Origin of the sequence: Hydrogenophaga sp. NFH-34, assembly GCF_021401345.1 — a bacterium.
Lineage (GTDB): Bacteria > Pseudomonadota > Gammaproteobacteria > Burkholderiales > Burkholderiaceae_C > Hydrogenophaga > Hydrogenophaga electricum.
On the sequence record NZ_JACBGE010000011.1, the window covers coordinates 128,929 to 144,661 of the forward strand.

Here is a 15,733-nt window from a genome sequence, read left to right on the forward strand (position 1 = left end):
TCGGTCCTCATTGTTTAAATTCCCTAACAACCGATTCTCCGTCTACATTAATTGTGACCTCAAATTTGTTAGGCCTGACCCCACCCCCTGCTGGATATTCCACTTCAATCTTAACATTGACGTTCTTGCCTTCCTTGAGGTAACCGGCCAGTTCGTTTTCCATGGCCTTCCACTCCCCTCGGTTGAGGGTGGATGCCTGGGGCACGATATTGACACGATCGCCAGCCCCACCAAGCGCAGATGCAATCAGGTGCCCTCCGTCATCGCCGGCACACCCACTGGCACCCGCACACCCCTGCTGGTACTGATTGCGATCCATCTTGTTCAGGGAAAGATCGCCCGTCACCTCCTTAACCCGACCTCCGGCATCGGTGACGAAGGCATGTCCATTGTCTAGCACGTAGGCGGCATTGGGAGACAGGTTGCTGGTGGTGCCGGTGTTGATGCGGGGGTCCCAGTTGCCTTTGGTGCCTGCAGGCACTTGGATGACCTCGCTGACATCTGCCCGGGACGCCAGCCGCTGAACCGCGGCCAGATCGGTGAGCTGGCCCGCGACATTCTTGATCGTTCCCGCACCACCGCCCATCGGCAAGTTCGTCAACGTTTCGCCGATCACGCCCGCGACAGCGGCCCCATTGCCCGTCTCATAGGCCGACGCCAGTTGCTCTCGCTGCGCAGGCGACATCGCCCCCACGAGCTGTGGCCAGTTGGCGGGATCGCTGACGAAACCCCAGCCATCACCAAGGGTTTCCTTGACCTTGGCCTGGGCTTCTTCGTTGCCAAGCACCGCCTGAAAGCCCGTATACGCCCCCCCGGCCAGATCCTTGATGCCTTCGGCGACACTGCTGGCGGCTCCCTTGACCACGTTCCAGACTGTGAAGTCGCCCATGGTCTGGCGGGCCAACATCTGGGTTTCGTTGGACTCACCGCTGAAGTAGTAGCTGAAACCGTCCTTGAGATCACTGCGCCGCACGTACTCGGCCGCCGCCACGCGCACGTCGGTGAAGGCCTTCTGGCATCCGGCGGAGCTTGATCCTTCGCAAGCCTTGAGTTCTTCGTTGCGCTGCCTGTCCACTTCCTCCAGCCGCTTGATCTCGGCCTTGCAGGTGCCCGAGCACTGCCCGGTCATTTCCTGGTCCTTCAGGGCCTGGAGCTTCTTGGCTTCGTCGTACTTGAGGTAGTTGTTGTTGATGGCGTTCTCGGCCGCGTACTGCCCCAGGTTGAAGTTGGACTGAACATTGCCGCTGCTGCCACCAGCCAGCGCAGCCGTGGTGCCGCCGACCAGCCCGCCCCAGAACGCCACGTTCTCATCGAGCGTGCGCCCCGGCACCGCCGCCGCCATCTGCGCGAGAGGGTTGGTGCCTTCGGCCATGGCCACCTTGATGCCATCTGCGGCCATGTGCCCCGCCACGGCACCCGCCGCCGCGGGCAGGCAGCCGTCGCCGCTGCCACTCTTGGCCGCGCCCACGCCGCAGCCCAGCGCCGCATGCGCGGCGTACTTCTCGACGCTGCCCACGTCCGTGTTGGCGCCGATGGAGTTGGCCACGTTGGCCGCGATGACATCCACCCCTGCGTTGATGATCCCGGTGACCAATGCATCGCTCAGGCTGCCGCCGTAGGCCATGTTGCTCAGGGTGTCGGTGAGGGTGTTGTAGACCGCCTGCCCGGCCTGCTGGCTCACCCCCAGCGTCTCGCTGATGCCCGCAGCGTTCAAACCCGATGCCGCCAGCGCGGTGTTGACCACGATGCCGGCCAGGCCGCCTTTGAGCGATTGCTCACCGGCCTTGAGCGCCTGGCTCAGGCTGCCGCTCTGGATGCCGGCGCCGACCACCGCACCTGCGTAGGCGCCGATGGCCGAGCCTATGGACACAGCCGCCACGCCGGCAGCGCTGATGGTGCCGGCCGCCGTGGTCGTGGCCACCATGGTCATCCCGGCTGCCGTCGTCGTGGTCGCCGCTCCTGTGAGCCCCGCTGCCCACACGCTGGCCGCACCCGCGGTGAAGTAGACCACCACCGCCGCCACCACCACGCTGACCAGTTGCTTGAAGAAGTTGGCCTTCTTGGGCGGCTCCAGCGCCTTTTGCAGCGCCACGCGGTAGCGTGCCTCGGCCAGGCCCCGCGCTTCTTCGTACTCGGGCGTGCCCGCCGTCAGCCGCCCGGCCTGCAGGTCGCGCAGCAGTTGTTCACCTCGGGCATCGGCCTTCTTGTCGTAAAGATTCAGTTGGTCGAACAGCTCCTGGTCGCTGTACCTGCTCAGGTCGGCGTTGTCCGCCTGCCACTTGGCTGACTCCCTGGTGTACCTGAGCTGTGTCTCGTGCTCGGTGTGGTACGCATACGCCTGCCTGAAGGCGTCCTGCGACAGCGCCAGCGCACGCGCGTAGTCCGGGTGCCCCGCCGTGATCTGCCCCGTCCTCAGCCCGTCCAGCAGGTACCAATCACCCTTGTTGACATGGCGGTACAGGTCCAGGCCCTGCATGAAGATGTCACGCTCTTCGTTGAAGTAGCGGAAGTCGACGCTGGCCGCAGCTTCCTGCCCTTTGTTGTGCTGCTCGGCCGCCCGCCTGAGTTCCTGTCCCAGCAGCTCGTTCAGGTTGGGGGTGGGCAGGTAGCTGTCGCTGTACTGGTACTGGCCCTGCTGCAACTGGCGGAAGTGCGGATCGGTGGCAAGGTTGAAGTCGTGCGCCTGGCCGTCGGGGCGGATGTAGCCCACGGTTAAGCCGTTGCCGTTGACGCTGTAGTTGCTGCCGTTTTGGGGAATGCTGCCCAGCGCCTGGTCGAAGGCCGCCCCCGGGTCGATGCGGTTGCCTTCCCAATCGGTGCTCGCTCCCCAGTTCTGCGGGGTGGGCAGCTTTTGCTGGCTGAAGAAGATGGACGAGCCCAGCAGAGCCGCGTTTTGCTGCTGCAGGTGGCTCAGGTGGTTCTTGGCCTGCGCCCCTTGCAGCGCGAAGAAGGCCGTGGCCCCGCCGTACGGGTCTTCAGCCGCCACGAACACCGGCTTGGTGTGGTACAGGTTCAGGCCCCGGTTGGCAATCTCGGGGCTGGAGCTGTCGTGTGTCTTGGCGATGTAGGTGCCGTCGGCGATCGGCGCGTAGCCGCCGGCCTGCGCGTCCAGCAGCAACTGCTCATACGCGGCGGCGTTGCTCACCGTGGCGTCGTTGGGCGGCGCCAGCGTGTAGGGGTTGGCCGGCGGCGCGGTGATGTACAGGCGCGAGAGCGCCAGGCCCCCGGGCTCGGGGCTGACGGCAATGGCCGCCTCGATGTCGGCCAGCGATGGCTGTGGAAAGGCCGGGTCCGCGGTGTTGGTGAAGCTCACCGCCCCCGTGGTCCACAGCGCCGGGTTGTTCATGTCGTGCAGGATCTGGTGCGGGTTGCCCACCATCTGCCCGCCCTGCACGTACACCCCGCTCCTGGTGAAGCCCGTGTACGGCGCTCCCCCTTGCCCGCGCACCACCTGTCCCACCGCCTGGCCCAGGCTGGCGATGTTCACCGTGAACATCAGCAGCCACGCCACTGATCGCTTGAACCAGCCAACCCGGGCAGCACCGGGCTGCTGGCTCAGGTGGGGAGCGCTGATCTTTTGCCCGGGCTCGGGGCCTTTGAGTGGGGTCGGAAACGGGGTTTGCATAGTCTGGCACCTCCCAGGCAATTGTTCGATTCGATCAACGAGCTGTCTGTGACTGCTTCAAGGCGTCTTCGAGCACCGGCTGGATGCGCTGCAGGATCACCGGCATGCGCTGCGCCACCAGTTGCGCCGATTGCACGTTGATCGTCTGCATCTTCTCCATCAGAGTGACGTAGGCCGGGTCCTGGTACAGCTTGGTCAGGCGCTCGACCTCGGCCGGCGAGAGCTGTGCCTGGTAGAGCTTGACGTAGGGCTCTTTCAGCCGTGCCCAGCCCAGTTCCTGGCGCATCACGGCGCCGATGCCGGGCACCGCCTTGTCCACGGCCGCTTGCTGCTGGGCGCTCAAGGCCTGGCCGGCGTTTTGCTGTACCAGCGAGGCGATGATCTGCTGGCGCATTTGCGCCTCGATGCCGCCCACAGCGGTTTCCAGGGCTTTTTGCGCACCGTTGAAGGCCAGCAGCTTTTCAACGGCGGCAACGCTGGCTTCGGATGATTTCACAGCGCTTTGTGCCGCTGCAATGCTCGACAGCGCCATCGCACCCGCGACCAGACCTGCCCGGGCAGTCCACTTGATGAAATTCGACTTCTTCATGATGTTGGTCTCCACGCCAAAACTCAGTTCTTGCCACCCATGTGCTCGCGAACGGCGATCTCATCGGATTCGTTGTATTTGGTCTTGCTGCCGTCCACATCGGTGAAGTCCACCAGCAGGCCCTGGCCCTTGTACACGCGCTCCTGCGTGGTGATGGGACCCGCCCACATCAGGTAGTGCTCCTGGTACTGGGCTTCGTGGTTGGCTACCTGGGTGTCCAGGATCTTTCGGCCCTCGCGGTCGAAGGCGACGATCTCGAAGCTGGTCTCTGCCTTGACCGTTTCCTTGTTGTAGATGAAGGCATCGAAGCGGCTGCGCACAGTGCCGAAGATGTCCACCGTCACGTACACCAGCACTTCGGCCGCGGGATCGTTCGGGGTGGTGGGGAGTACGCCGTTGTGCAGCATGTAGTTGCGCACCAGCCCCATGAGCAGGCTGGCGTCGCTCTTGGGCACGGGGAAGTTCTGGTATTCGCCCAGGCCCCGGTATTGCAGCGTGGCCATGTGCTCGCGTTTGGTGCCCTTGGTGACGGTGGTGCTTTCGGTGGGCGCGGGCGTGATCTCCTGGCGCTGGCTGTCGTAGCCGCCCGAGCTGCGGCTGGAGCCGGTGTTGCGGGTGGTGCTGACCGTGCTGCTCTGGCCGTTGTTGGTGCCGCCGCCGGTGCTCTGGGACGAGGTGGCGCTGGTGCCAGAGCCGCTGGAGGCACTGGTGCCCGAACCCGTGCTGGTGCTGCTGTTGGTGCCCGAGCCCGTAGACGTGCTGGTATTGGTGCCCGAGCCGTTGGTGGTGCTGCTGCCGCTGTTGGTCGTGGTGCTGGTGTGGGTGTTGCTGCCGTCGGTGGTGCTGGTGCCGTTGTCGCTGCTGTTGTAGCTGGTGTTGGTGGAAGTGCCCCCGGTGTTGCTGCTACTGCTGCCCGAGCCGGTATTGCTGGTGGTGGTCTCGCTGGTATTGGTGCCCGAGCCGTTGGTGGTGCTGCTGCCACTGTTGGTGGTGGTGCTGGTGTGGGTGTTGTCGCCGTTGGTGGTGTTGGTGCTGCTGTTGCTGCCGTTGGTGGCGCTGGCGCTGGTGTTGGTGCCGGTACTGGTATTGGTGCTGCTGCCGGTGCCCTCGCTGGCGCCATAGCTGGTGTTGCTGCCGCTTTGCAGCGTGTTGCTGACGGTGGTGGTGCCGCCGCCGCTGGCGCTGTTGCTGTAGTTGCTGCCCGCGTCGGCCAGGTTGTAGACTTGGAAGGCGTTGGTTGTGGTGGTCACGGGGCTGCTGACCGTGCCCACGCTGAACAGCAGGCCGGGTGACCAGCGACCACCGTTGAGGCTGCCGCCGCCTTCGTCTGCCACCAGGTCGAAGATCAATGCCACACGCTTGCCCCGCAGCGGCGTGACATCGATCTCTTTGAGCGAAGACCGAATACTGGCCGAGACCAGTCGCTGTTCGGTGGCAAAGCGCTTCCCGCCGCCATGGGAGGGAATGCCTGTCAGGGTACCGCAGCCCGTCAGGGTGATGGTCAATCCGCTAGCGAGCAGCGCCGCAGGCAGGCGCCAGGAAGACTTCGACACGATTTTTTCCCTCCAAAGTATTCAATAACAGGTGAAAACCTGCCGAACATAGAGGAATCGCCTGTCTTCGATCTTTCGACCCCTGTTAGATCTGACAGGGTGGATCATCAATTCGTGAGCAATTTGATCGCTTTGTTGTGATCAAGAGACAAATCGCTATGCATTCGTGGATGCATATGACCAGTGAAATGCGAATGTATTGCAACTCAGTCTGGAATTCGAGTGGTATAACCCCACGCTTCATCAACCATCCAGAGAGAAATCGTGAATAAAGCAGAACTCGTCGAGATCCTGTCTACCAAGAACGAACTGTCCAAAGCTGCTGCAGGCGCAGTGCTCGATACGCTGATCGACACCATCCAGACCGCCGTGAAAAGGGGCGATACCGTCCAGCTCGTGGGCTTCGGCACCTTCAAGTCCGTGAAGCGTGCAGCCCGCGCCGGCAAGAACCCGGCCACCGGAGACAAGATCAAGATCCCTGCGACCACGCTGCCCAAGTTCGTGCCCGGCGCCAAGTTCAAGGCCGCGGTTGACCCCAAGGCCGCAAAGCGCAAGGCTGAGAAAGCCGGCAAGTAATCGACTGCGTTCAAGCGCCCAAATTTGGGCGCTCAGCGGTCACTCGCATCTGCTTGCGCAGTGGGGCCTCTATCCACCAGGCCGGCCCTGGGGGTGTTCTGGAAATCTTCCAGGATGCCCCGACTACAACGCCATTCGGCGTTTAGTCGTGGGAGTATTCACGGTGCTGGCCTGATCTGACACCGCCCAGGATCAGGCTTCAGAACTGCGAGCATTCGAGCGCCCAAATTTGGACGGCTTCCTGCAAGTGCCGTACACCATCTGGCATTTATTGCTGAGCAAGCAACCGAAGTAGACGCATTTAATGGGCGATATGAATACCAAAGCCAGAACCGCTCATGAGGAACTCATCATCGCTGTCTACGCTATAGCACAAGCATCGACTGCGGTTCTTGAGCAGCACGGGAAAATCAGGCGCAAGTTGGGCGCGGCGCAAACTGCGGACATTCTGGATGACCTTGAACACGCCAAGCTGTATCTCATCGCCATCCAGAGTCTGGCCGGGCTCGTGATCAAGGACGGCCAACAGGGCGTGGAGTCTGTGATTGCAGAGGCTGAAGAACTCATCCGGGCCGATGGCTATGACTGGCTTGGGTCTTCGCTTTTGATCAAAACCCAACCATATGAGGACTTCCGCTCCAGTCTTGTTGAACGGCTCATTAAAGATATTCGAGCCAACTTGCCAGAGCCTCGCGCTGGTTCGACAGAATGACGACTGGTAGGTTATAGACACCCGCTTCCAACAGCGCTTCCAGTACATGAGCATCGCCGACGACGGCAATTCTTGTCCCGCCGTAGAAGTACAGGCCCGGGAGATCTTCTTCCAGATTTGTCGATGCAAGCCGCTGTTTCGCTGTGGCCACCTTGTCTGGATGGGCAACTGAGTCGTTGGCTTCTTCCAGAGCTCTCTGGGCTTGCTTGTTGCTGATGAGCGTAATCTCCAGTGGTCCCTCACACCCCATCGGGAAGTTCCAGACGTCTGGAGGGACTCTGAGACGCACTACCTTCTGATTCGGAAGCGCAATGCTGATGTGGCTGGACATGCCCGTCTCCATGAGAAAAGCGTAGATTTTGCAACGCCTTTCGAGCGCCCAAATTTGGGCGGTCCCTTCCGGTCATCTCTGGCCGGACGCAATGCTCTGGGCCGGCTCGTCCAGCTTCCTCAAGTGCCTGGACTTGGCCAAGACTCCTGGCAGCAAGTAGTCACCCTGCATCAGCGGAATGTTCAGCCTGGTGAAGGTGACTTCCAGGTTCTTCCCAGCATCCCTCCAGGCCTGCCAGATGAGTGTGGTGCAGTAGGTGCCGTCCTCCGATGCCATCATGCTGAAAGGACGGCCTACCTGCTTCAGTGCAAAGGACACCGCCGACTCGCGCTGTAGTTCGGTAGCTTGAACTTGGAACACGGCATGCCGTCGTGAGCGCGCTGGATCCAGATAGAACCTGAGGTCGTCCAGAACCACGCTGTCCGGCCGGCCAGCTACTTCCGAGGGTGTTGCATGCACTACCTTCCACTGGCCTGCATCGCGCACGAGCATGCCCACATGGCTGAACGTCCCTCGATCGACGGCGAGAACGGCTGCGCTGACGACTTCCGTTCCCTCCCGAAAAATCAGGTCACCAATCTTGGCGCCAGTAGGTAACTGGTCACCAGCGTGAGCGCAGGTTGAAGCGAATAGGCTGATGACCAGCGAAGTCGTGGCAGCTCTCACTTCAAGGTGATTTTCCATTTCCCGTCGTCTTTGACGACATTCACGGTGTCCGTTTTGTCCTTGCCGTTCTTGAAGAGCAACTTGGTTTTGACCTTGGCCGAGTTCCCGTCTTCACCGACAACGGATTCGATGATTTCGACCTTTTCCAGGCCGTCGTTCGAGGATGCTGTCTGCTGGATTCGGCCAACCACCATTTGCACCTTGCCCTTGGCCATCACCATTTCTTCTGCCTTGAAGTTGGCAAAGGACACGTACTCCATGGCCTTGTCCACTTCGCCTGCAGCGGATGCCTTGTAGAAGGCGGCAGGGGCATTTTCTGGGCTTCCTCCAGAACATGAGGCCAGAAGTGCGGTGGCTGAGACTGCCAGAAAAAGTGCGACCTGTCGTCGAAGCATGATTCCTCCCTGTTGCATGCGGTTTTGAGCTTCGGGCTATACCCCGAGCCGCCATAGCATAAGCGATTCAAAAGGAGCGATTTTTTCGTCAATGAGTAAGGCCGAATGCGCGAGAAGATGGATGGAGGGCAACTGTCTTCGGTGCTCAGCGCCCAAATTCGGGCGCTCGAAAACCGATGAGTCGTGCGCCACATTCACCCGCCCAGGCAAGCACCTCCACGTCACCATCAAGAGGTCAACGTGGAGCTTGTCATGCGTATCTCGTCTGTTTTTCGAACCCTCCTGCTGTCTGCCTCAGCCGCTCTTCTGGCGGCTTCAGCGATGGCACAAGCCCCTTCGCACATTCTTCCAGGCGGCGGCTGGTACATGGACCCCAGCGTCCATGGGATGCTGGACACCTTCCAGATCCGTCGAATCGAAGGCTGCAACGAGCCTGGTGGTCTGACGGAGATCACATCCTCCGATGAGCCCGGTGTCAACGCTCCCTACTGGTGTGGGCCTGCGCCTTTCTGCCTCACGACTCCGGCCGTGGCTGCGGGCGAGAGGTGCTCGATCCTCCCGTACAGCACCCGCAACCCTCGGTACAGCGCAGCAGGTGCCCCAGGTGCCAATGGCGTGCGAAACCCTACCGATCTGCGCTGCGACAACACCGGCCTGGCACCGATCAACTCGCGCTGCCCCGTCATCCCGACCGCGGCCATTTCGCTCAACAACTCGACCAACCTGACGGTGACCACCGGCACACGGGTGACCCTTCGTGTGACCACCACCAATGCCAGGCCGGAATGGGGCGGCTCTGCAACGCTGAGCTGTTCCGGTGCCAACGCCGGCCGGTCACCCTTCAACACTACGAACCTGAGCAGCTTCCTCAACGCCAGCAATGTCCAGGTGGGCAACAACACCCTTCCCACCGCGGGGACCATGACCTGCACGCTGACGGTGACCAACTGGCGAGGAACTGTGACGGCAACAGCTCGCGTTGTCGTGAACAACCCACCATCTTCGGGTGGTGGTGGAGGTGGTGGGGGAAATCCTCCGGAACCAGTCTTGGGTAGTTGCCCGGCCCTGGCTGTCCAACGGCTGAACCCAACTACTGGTGCCTCTAACTACCGTGGTATTGCGCTGGGTAATGGTGTTGTTGATAACGGATGCCCAGTGAATCTTGGACCACTGGGAGCAACCGCCAATGGAGTGACTGTGAATGTTACTCCCCAAAATCTTGGGTCTACATGCAATATCTTCGTCGTTCGGTTCAGATGCACCAATGGTACTTGGAGCCGTTCTGGCGGGGGTTATGTGTCGTTCAACTACCTCGATTGACCGCACCCACAAAGAACAAACCCGCCAATTGGCGGGTTTTAGTATTTCTATGCAGGGGACTTTCGCTTCAGATAGCAGCTAGTCGCTACACGGTGTCAGGATACTTCTCCATCAGTCGAATCAACACTGCCGCCTGGGCGTTGGGCTTGGCCCGTCCTTGATCCCAGTTTTCCAAGGTGCGTAGATTCGTGCGAAGGTAGCCAGCGAACACCGGGCGCGATAAGTGGAGCCGCTCGCGCAGTGCGAGCAACTCGGCCGCCGTCACTCTTGGAGCAGCTTGCGATGGCACGTCGTGCGTGCGCAGCTTCTCCTTGCCGGCGCAAGCCTCATCCAAAGCAACGAAGCCCTCCCTCAGTTCTCCAAAAAGATTGCGCTTGCTTGAGATCATTTTTGTCTTACGAAGCCGACACACGAGTAGCTATGCGAAACTATTGACTGCCTGGGTTGCCAGTGTGCATTAGATGCTGATTTGACCCTCTTGAAAGAAGCTTGAGAGAGCAATGGCCCCATAGTACCAGTTGATGCAATATGCTGGCCAGGCTTGCAATATTGTTTCAGCAGTTCCCTTGGAGCATTCTCCGAGACATCTTTCAATACTACATCGCCTGATTCATTAAATACCACTCCTTTGGAACTCCTATCGCAGACGTCCATGCCGCGGTGATCCTTCGTGGCTGGGCAAGAGAATGCCCATATTGGATCATACGGTTTGGAGCCTGAAGTCATAAATGAGCGTTTTTCATTTGATGCGGATGAGGTGCCTATTTTTGATGATGGTTTTGTGCTGGAGCTTTGCTTGTATTGGACCTCTGCTACGTGCCTTTTATTCGAATTGCCATCTGAAACAACTGCAGTATATTGCTTTGTATCTTCAGGCTTGGGCGCGCTGTATGTCGACCATAGATTAGCTATTCTATCTGGAACTCCCAATCTTTGAATCGAATAGATGATGCCGCCCCATAGTATAATTGGAAAAAATATTGCGGAAAGTGCCCAATTCCATTCTATTCTACCTGGTTTTGGTTCAATTCTCGGAAGTAATTCGGATTCGAGGGTGTTCCTCTCATCTACAAGACCATGAATCTTCGTGGTGCCTTCGTTTGGATGATGTTCGTGAAGCCACAGCATGTGATGCATTTTTGCATCTTCGCGATGATCTAGGTACCTCAAAATAGGTGGTGCAAGATTCGAGATTGAATACTTAAAGCCTCGCTCCGATGCGCGAAGTTCTTGCCTAAAAAACATGTTAATTTCGGCCAGACTCGTCACTACACGAGTATCTAGGCCGAATGGAATATTGGTATCCTCAAGATTTGGAAGTATTACAAGTGGTCTGACTCTAACGTTCTCGCCAACAATTTTCTTAATTGCTTCGACCTTCTTGCGACATTGATCAATTGGTGAGCCCAGCACTTTGCCATCTCTGGTATTCCCAGTGCCATCGTCATTGATCTTTCTCCAACCCTTAACCTCAATGACATATATCCCGGCTTCCGTTACGAGTAACTGGTCTAGTTCTTGACTAGACGAATTATGCTCATTTGGAGGGAAAACGATTGCCTTCAATCCATCGTCACTAGGTGTCCATGTCTTGAGATGGCCTGCAGCTTGTTTCCGAACTGCCGCAATCATCTCATTCGCTTTTTCTTCTGCTTGGCTCCCCTCTTGTAAAATGTTCTCGATGGCTCCTTTGGATGAAAGAATATATCTTTCATTCTTTTTGTACCAGTGGTTATAAATGTCAGTTGCAGTTCTGGGTGCAAGCTTCTTCGCGGCAATCTCTATGAATGCCTGTTTTCCTGATATCCACCATATGGGATTTTTGCGATATGGCTTTATGGCCTGAATATTCTCCGCTATTTCTTTTCTTCTTTTGGCATCGCCTTTTAATAGTTCGCTGTGGAATTGGGCGGTATTAAAGTAGATCCACGGCTTGCGAATATCTGCGATGGAATTACTGCGACCATGAAGCTTCCTCCATCCGATGATAATTATTGCTGTGGGAAGGATGAAGATTGGGAAGGCAATTATATATGCTATCTTTCTGAGAATAAGCAAGACGAACCAAGTAATTAAATCGAGAATGAGCATGGGTTCGGCTTCTATATAAACGAATACTGAAAAAGGAAAAGCCCGTGGAAACGGGCTATATCTCCAAAGATGTTTCGAAGGTTTTGGGTGCTCAATTACCCAAAAGAAGTGTGATATACCCCTGGCTAGATCCCTTGATGCATGCGGCGCCGATCTCCGATTTGCTCGGATCCATGATTGCGCTGCAATGTGAGCCACTGGAAAGCCAATTTTGGACAACACGATTGGGGATATTCCCCGAAATATTGACCATCGCGAGGTTTTCGGCAACTCCACCTTCGTATCCGAACTGCGCGACACGATCGGGAGCAGAGCTTCCATCACTGCCTGTGTGTGAGAAGAAGTTCTTGCTGGCCATATCCGCCGAATGCTTCACCGCCGCCTCCTGGAGCTTGGTGTTCCAGTACGCGATCGCCGGCACCGCGGGCATGTTCTGACCACCGCACGAACGGGCCTGGGCACGTGCCTTGTTGATCTCTGCCAGCAGCGCCTGCGGGAAGTTGCCGATGCCGCAGGTCTGACCGCCAGACATCGAGGCGCTGCCAACGTCCACCGTGCCGTTCTGGCCCACCACCGGGCCGGAGCCGCTGCCGCCGTCACCATCGCCACCACCACCGCAGGCCACCAGAGCCAGGGCCATACCAGCAGCCGCCAGCAGCTTGAAAGAAGTCGTCTTGTTCATGTTCGTTCTCCTGTTTGTGAAAGGTAGGCTGCAACCACTGCATCCATACATCCAAGATACACGTGGATTCCGGCCAATCAAGTCGCGGGTTTGAGCTGCTTCAATGTCGATTTCAGAAAGTCCATCTCGACGTAATTGCAGTCGGCAACTGCCCATATGGACGGTCTGAAATGGAGATGGGGGCTATCCGTTCCTGGCGCCAAGAGCCTTCTCGATCTTCTTGTCGGTCTTGTACTGACCAAGCGCGTAGACGGCCCATATCGCAGCGGGTATCCAGCCGATGAGGGTGATCTGCAGGAGTAGGCAGACGAGGCCGGCGAAGGGGCGGCCGATAGTGAAGAAGGCTGCCCATGGCAGGAAAATGGCAAGCAGCAGTCGCAAGGTGGTCCTCCTTGTAGTTGTTGGTCTAGAGGTGCTTGCTGGCCGCGCAAGACCTTCCTGTCGCGCTATTGGGGCGCGGTTACATTCTGCCGGATTTTGGATGGCCGGCTTGCTTGGCGCTTACAAGGAAGCTGACTGGCCTTGACGACGTCGTGTGAGGCAGGGCGGGGCGGTGAGGTCATTGCGCCCCCCACAGCAGGTGAAAGCCCTGCCCAAAATCAAAAGCGTGCTGTTTTTATGCGTCTTTTGAGCGCTCAAATTTGGGCGCTGCCACCGCCGACCAAGAAAAAAGCCCCTCAGGCGGCTGCCGAGGGGCTTTCAGTGGTGGTCGAGACGCTCAGATCTTGAAGTCCTCGATGCTCTTGCCTTCGGCCAGGACGGCACGCACCCACTCGGGCTTGCGGCCCTGGCCACCCGCCCAGAGTTCGCCGTTCGGCCCGCGGTACTTTGGCTCGGCCTTGGACTTGCTGCTACCGGCCTTGCGACCTGCGCCGCCCAGGTCGTCAACGGTGATCCCATACTCTTTCATCTTGGCGCGGATTTCGGCCACGACAGAGGCGATCTCTTCCTTGCGGGCCTTTTCGGCCTGGACCATCAGATCCCGGGCTTGCGCCATCAACGTCGAGTAGTTCGACATGCAGACTCCAATAAAAAGTAATGTTTGTGATTTTATTCCCTTGCGCACTCGCTATTGGGAATTGAAAGCCTGGGTCTTGGGATCGACCGAGATCAGCTTCTGGCCATTGGGCAGCGTTTCACCCACGCGGATGGTCTTCACTTGTGGGCCGGAGCGTACGAGCAAGCTGTTCTCCATGTACCGCACCACGCTGAATGCGGAGGAATCCTTCGGTTCATTCTGCGCAGCCTGAACCGGGGGCTCATCTGCCCGTTTCGTTGTCGCACTGCGGTCGGGCAGAACCACGCTGACCCCGGTCTCGGGTGTCGCGGGGCGCGATGCTGGCTTGGCTGCCCCACTGGCATTCATCCGCTCTCGGGCCTTTTCCACCGCAGCCGAAAGATCGGTCGCAACAGCTTCTTCCTCGATGATGCCTTCTTGGGGCGAACTGCCGGCCGAAGCGGATTCGGCCTTCAGCCGAACGGCTGGGGGCCTGGGCTTGGTAGACACCGATCCCAGATCCGCAATCGGTGTCGGGATCATGGGCGCTCCGACCTCGATTTCTGCAGGAGCCACAGTGGCTTGGCCAGCATCGACGGGGAAGGCTGGAACCACCACTTCGTTGACGACTGCCGCAGCGGGCGTGGGCACCTTGGATGCGACCTCACCGTGGTTGCCGTCATTGCCCGGCTGCAGCAGCTTGATCAGAGACTGCCGTGCGCCAAGTACAGCATCATCGATCATGCCCGTCTGGGACACTGCGGCGCCGGCCAGGCAGCCCAGGACGAAGAGGCATAGGCCGATGATCGAACGCCCCTTGCTGGAGCGCCAGAAGTTCTTGCGCACGCGAATCCTCGCTTCCTCGATCGCCATCTGAGCCCGATTGATGCCGTAGTGATGGATGCCCCGGACTTCGCGCTCCAGAGCCGCCATCCTCTCGTCACGCCGGATCAGGGACGCGCTGGTTGGCACCATGACCGCTCCCATCACACGGTGCCCACATCGGCCGCGGCCGGGAGCATGGAATGACCGAAGGCCGTGTCGATGTCCTCGCTGGTATGGGCGCCCTTCTCAACGTAGCGGACGATCTTGATCTCGCCGGCCTCGCTCGCGATGGGGCTGACCAGAACATGGCCGCCGGCGCGGATCGTGCCGACGAACCGGGCCGAGTGCGACACTTCGACGTCACCCTTGGCGATGACCTCGCCGCTGAAGTCGCCCGTGATCAGCACGTCGTCCGCCTGGATGCAGCACGAATTGCAGTTGCCCAGCGGAGTGACCACCACCGGCTTGCCTTCAGTGGAGATGATCGTGACATCCTTGAGCGCCGCATCGATCTGCAGGCTGCCCTTGGAGAGGATGGTGCCGCCATGGAAGGCCAGCGTGCGCTGCAGCACTTCATCGGGCTGGTCGATGGCGGCGGCGGTAGTGCTCTTGCGCTCGAAGCTGAACAGAACGCTCTTGTGGGTGTTGTCTGTCATGGTGGTTCCTTTGTGTGGTTGGTTGAGTGCAGGGGTGGGAGAAGGATGTGCTGAGCTATTTCAGAGGGATTGACCACTCCGATTTCTCGAAGGATGTGTCGCGATGGGAAAGCAGCCGCGAAGCGGCGACGAGGGCCATGATCAGACTGAAGGCACCGAGGAAGCCGCCAAAGGACGCCGTTGCACCTTGCCCTTGCGCGGCTGCCTTGAGAACCCATCCGATGGCGGCCAGCGCCAGGTAGCCTGAAGGCACCAGGAAAGACCACCACTTCAGGCAAGCGTGCCAGTGGACATATGCCAGTTCAGGTGGCACCTTCCGAAGCTCGAACACCTTGCGCATTCCGGTCCGGGCGAGGTTGACCTGGAGCACGAGGTCGACCAGCAGGAGCGCGTTGAGCATCCACATGGCCGCGGCGCTTTCGCCTACTTCACGCCCTTGTTCTTCCGGTGGTCCACCAGCATCGTCAGAAAGACGGTCCCCAGGCCGAACGAAAGCATCCCGTACCAGCCAAGGACGAGCAGCAGCCAGTGCGGGTTGGCCGGAGTGTTCAGCAGCAGGAAGAATGCGAACATTCCGAACAGCATCCCCGCCCGCACCTGGGCCGGGTCCGCGTTCAGCTCGGTCATCATCCTGTCCAGTTCCTTGATGGCGTCTTGTTTGAAGCTCATGGTTGTTTTCCATAGTGGTCTCGTTTTCTTCATGATGTCAGTCGAA

Annotated in this window: 18 protein-coding genes; 3 read left to right on the forward strand and 15 right to left on the reverse strand. The window is 59.1% G+C overall.

Annotated elements, in window-relative coordinates; translation table 11 throughout:
• Nucleotides 1-7: 7 nt before the first annotated feature.
• The 3 genes from L0977_RS12505 to L0977_RS25585 are packed head-to-tail and all read right to left on the reverse strand — an operon-like array spanning nt 8 to nt 5,767.
• A complete protein-coding gene (locus tag L0977_RS12505) occupies nt 8-3,625 on the reverse strand; it encodes a DNA/RNA non-specific endonuclease (RefSeq protein WP_234265185.1) in 3,618 nt (1,205 codons plus the stop codon).
• 34 nt (nt 3,626-3,659) lie between these two features.
• Nucleotides 3,660-4,214 (reverse strand): DUF2059 domain-containing protein, encoded by a 555-nt coding sequence (locus L0977_RS12510; RefSeq protein WP_234265186.1) that lies wholly within the window; start codon nt 4,212-4,214, stop codon nt 3,660-3,662.
• A 23-nt stretch (nt 4,215-4,237) separates the two neighbouring features.
• The gene (locus L0977_RS25585) at nt 4,238-5,767 is read right to left on the reverse strand and encodes a hypothetical protein (RefSeq protein ID WP_326491065.1); all 1,530 of its coding nucleotides are present in this window, start codon (nt 5,765-5,767) and stop codon (nt 4,238-4,240) included.
• Between the two features lie 261 nt (nt 5,768-6,028).
• Here L0977_RS25585 and L0977_RS12520 point away from each other — a divergent pair, with 261 nt between their 5' ends.
• Together L0977_RS12520 and L0977_RS12525 are read left to right on the forward strand one after the other, a co-directional pair.
• Nucleotides 6,029-6,343: an HU family DNA-binding protein gene (locus tag L0977_RS12520; protein WP_326491067.1), complete on the forward strand. Its 315-nt coding sequence runs from the start codon at nt 6,029-6,031 to the stop codon at nt 6,341-6,343.
• A 313-nt stretch (nt 6,344-6,656) separates the two neighbouring features.
• Nucleotides 6,657-7,055, forward strand: coding sequence for a hypothetical protein (locus tag L0977_RS12525; RefSeq protein WP_234265188.1), 399 nt, complete (start codon nt 6,657-6,659; stop codon nt 7,053-7,055).
• On the opposite strand, the gene L0977_RS12530 is transcribed toward L0977_RS12525, so the two are convergent.
• The 3 genes from L0977_RS12530 to L0977_RS12540 all read right to left on the reverse strand — a co-directional run bounded on the left by L0977_RS12530 (nt 7,003) and on the right by L0977_RS12540 (nt 8,447).
• Nucleotides 7,003-7,386 carry a hypothetical protein gene (locus tag L0977_RS12530; protein WP_234265189.1) on the reverse strand — a complete coding sequence of 128 codons (384 nt, stop codon included), beginning with the start codon at nt 7,384-7,386 and terminating at the stop codon, nt 7,003-7,005. The two genes, L0977_RS12525 and L0977_RS12530, sit on opposite strands and share 53 nt — an antisense overlap.
• A gap of 72 nt (nt 7,387-7,458) precedes the next feature.
• Entirely contained in the window at nt 7,459-8,070 is a 612-nt protein-coding gene (locus L0977_RS12535; protein ID WP_234265190.1) for a YiiX/YebB-like N1pC/P60 family cysteine hydrolase, read from the reverse strand.
• Complete coding sequence (locus L0977_RS12540; protein ID WP_234265191.1) at nt 8,049-8,447, reverse strand: DUF4878 domain-containing protein; 399 nt, start codon at nt 8,445-8,447, stop codon at nt 8,049-8,051. The genes L0977_RS12535 and L0977_RS12540 overlap by 22 nt, the downstream gene beginning before the upstream one ends.
• A 252-nt stretch (nt 8,448-8,699) precedes the next feature.
• On the opposite strand from L0977_RS12540, the gene L0977_RS12545 reads away from it, so the two are divergent.
• On the forward strand, nt 8,700-9,767 hold the full coding sequence (locus L0977_RS12545) for a hypothetical protein (protein WP_234265192.1): 1,068 nt from the start codon (nt 8,700-8,702) through the stop codon (nt 9,765-9,767).
• Between the two features lie 85 nt (nt 9,768-9,852).
• Here L0977_RS12545 and L0977_RS12550 read toward each other — a convergent pair whose 3' ends face one another.
• The 9 genes from L0977_RS12550 to L0977_RS12590 all read right to left on the reverse strand — a co-directional run bounded on the left by L0977_RS12550 (nt 9,853) and on the right by L0977_RS12590 (nt 15,687).
• Nucleotides 9,853-10,155, reverse strand: coding sequence for a helix-turn-helix domain-containing protein (locus tag L0977_RS12550; protein WP_234265193.1), 303 nt, complete (start codon nt 10,153-10,155; stop codon nt 9,853-9,855).
• Entirely contained in the window at nt 10,152-11,858 is a 1,707-nt protein-coding gene (locus tag L0977_RS12555) for a nuclease-related domain-containing protein (protein ID WP_234265194.1), read from the reverse strand. The genes L0977_RS12550 and L0977_RS12555 overlap by 4 nt, the downstream gene beginning before the upstream one ends.
• A 91-nt stretch (nt 11,859-11,949) precedes the next feature.
• Nucleotides 11,950-12,540 carry a CAP domain-containing protein gene (locus L0977_RS12560; RefSeq protein ID WP_234265195.1) on the reverse strand — a complete coding sequence of 197 codons (591 nt, stop codon included), beginning with the start codon at nt 12,538-12,540 and terminating at the stop codon, nt 11,950-11,952.
• Between the two features lie 183 nt (nt 12,541-12,723).
• A complete protein-coding gene (locus L0977_RS12565; RefSeq protein WP_234265196.1) occupies nt 12,724-12,921 on the reverse strand; it encodes a YqaE/Pmp3 family membrane protein in 198 nt (65 codons plus the stop codon).
• Nucleotides 12,922-13,258: 337 nt separating this feature from the next.
• Nucleotides 13,259-13,558: an H-NS histone family protein gene (locus L0977_RS12570; RefSeq protein WP_234265197.1), complete on the reverse strand. Its 300-nt coding sequence runs from the start codon at nt 13,556-13,558 to the stop codon at nt 13,259-13,261.
• Nucleotides 13,559-13,609: 51 nt separating this feature from the next.
• Nucleotides 13,610-14,512 (reverse strand): hypothetical protein, encoded by a 903-nt coding sequence (locus L0977_RS12575; protein WP_234265198.1) that lies wholly within the window; start codon nt 14,510-14,512, stop codon nt 13,610-13,612.
• A gap of 11 nt (nt 14,513-14,523) precedes the next feature.
• Nucleotides 14,524-15,018, reverse strand: coding sequence for a polymer-forming cytoskeletal protein (locus L0977_RS12580; protein ID WP_234265199.1), 495 nt, complete (start codon nt 15,016-15,018; stop codon nt 14,524-14,526).
• A 55-nt stretch (nt 15,019-15,073) separates the two neighbouring features.
• A complete protein-coding gene (locus L0977_RS12585) occupies nt 15,074-15,424 on the reverse strand; it encodes a hypothetical protein (protein ID WP_234265200.1) in 351 nt (116 codons plus the stop codon).
• 17 nt (nt 15,425-15,441) lie between these two features.
• The gene (locus L0977_RS12590; RefSeq protein WP_234265201.1) at nt 15,442-15,687 is read right to left on the reverse strand and encodes a hypothetical protein; all 246 of its coding nucleotides are present in this window, start codon (nt 15,685-15,687) and stop codon (nt 15,442-15,444) included.
• Nucleotides 15,688-15,733 lie beyond the last annotated feature (46 nt).

Coding starts and splice junctions, on each gene's coding strand:
- L0977_RS12575 (WP_234265198.1), bottom strand. CDS start 14,512: ATGGTGCCAACCAGCGCGTCCCTGATCCGGCGTGACGAGAGGATGGCG.
- L0977_RS12570 (WP_234265197.1), bottom strand. CDS start 13,558: ATGTCGAACTACTCGACGTTGATGGCGCAAGCCCGGGATCTGATGGTC.
- L0977_RS12590 (WP_234265201.1), bottom strand. CDS start 15,687: ATGAGCTTCAAACAAGACGCCATCAAGGAACTGGACAGGATGATGACC.
- L0977_RS12505 (WP_234265185.1), bottom strand. CDS start 3,625: ATGCAAACCCCGTTTCCGACCCCACTCAAAGGCCCCGAGCCCGGGCAA.
- L0977_RS12510 (WP_234265186.1), bottom strand. CDS start 4,214: ATGAAGAAGTCGAATTTCATCAAGTGGACTGCCCGGGCAGGTCTGGTC.
- L0977_RS12530 (WP_234265189.1), bottom strand. CDS start 7,386: ATGTCCAGCCACATCAGCATTGCGCTTCCGAATCAGAAGGTAGTGCGT.
- L0977_RS12540 (WP_234265191.1), bottom strand. CDS start 8,447: ATGCTTCGACGACAGGTCGCACTTTTTCTGGCAGTCTCAGCCACCGCA.
- L0977_RS12525 (WP_234265188.1), top strand. CDS start 6,657: ATGAATACCAAAGCCAGAACCGCTCATGAGGAACTCATCATCGCTGTC.
- L0977_RS12550 (WP_234265193.1), bottom strand. CDS start 10,155: ATGATCTCAAGCAAGCGCAATCTTTTTGGAGAACTGAGGGAGGGCTTC.
- L0977_RS12580 (WP_234265199.1), bottom strand. CDS start 15,018: ATGACAGACAACACCCACAAGAGCGTTCTGTTCAGCTTCGAGCGCAAG.
- L0977_RS12545 (WP_234265192.1), top strand. CDS start 8,700: ATGCGTATCTCGTCTGTTTTTCGAACCCTCCTGCTGTCTGCCTCAGCC.
- L0977_RS12560 (WP_234265195.1), bottom strand. CDS start 12,540: ATGAACAAGACGACTTCTTTCAAGCTGCTGGCGGCTGCTGGTATGGCC.
- L0977_RS12535 (WP_234265190.1), bottom strand. CDS start 8,070: ATGGAAAATCACCTTGAAGTGAGAGCTGCCACGACTTCGCTGGTCATC.
- L0977_RS12585 (WP_234265200.1), bottom strand. CDS start 15,424: ATGTGGATGCTCAACGCGCTCCTGCTGGTCGACCTCGTGCTCCAGGTC.
- L0977_RS12555 (WP_234265194.1), bottom strand. CDS start 11,858: ATGCTCATTCTCGATTTAATTACTTGGTTCGTCTTGCTTATTCTCAGA.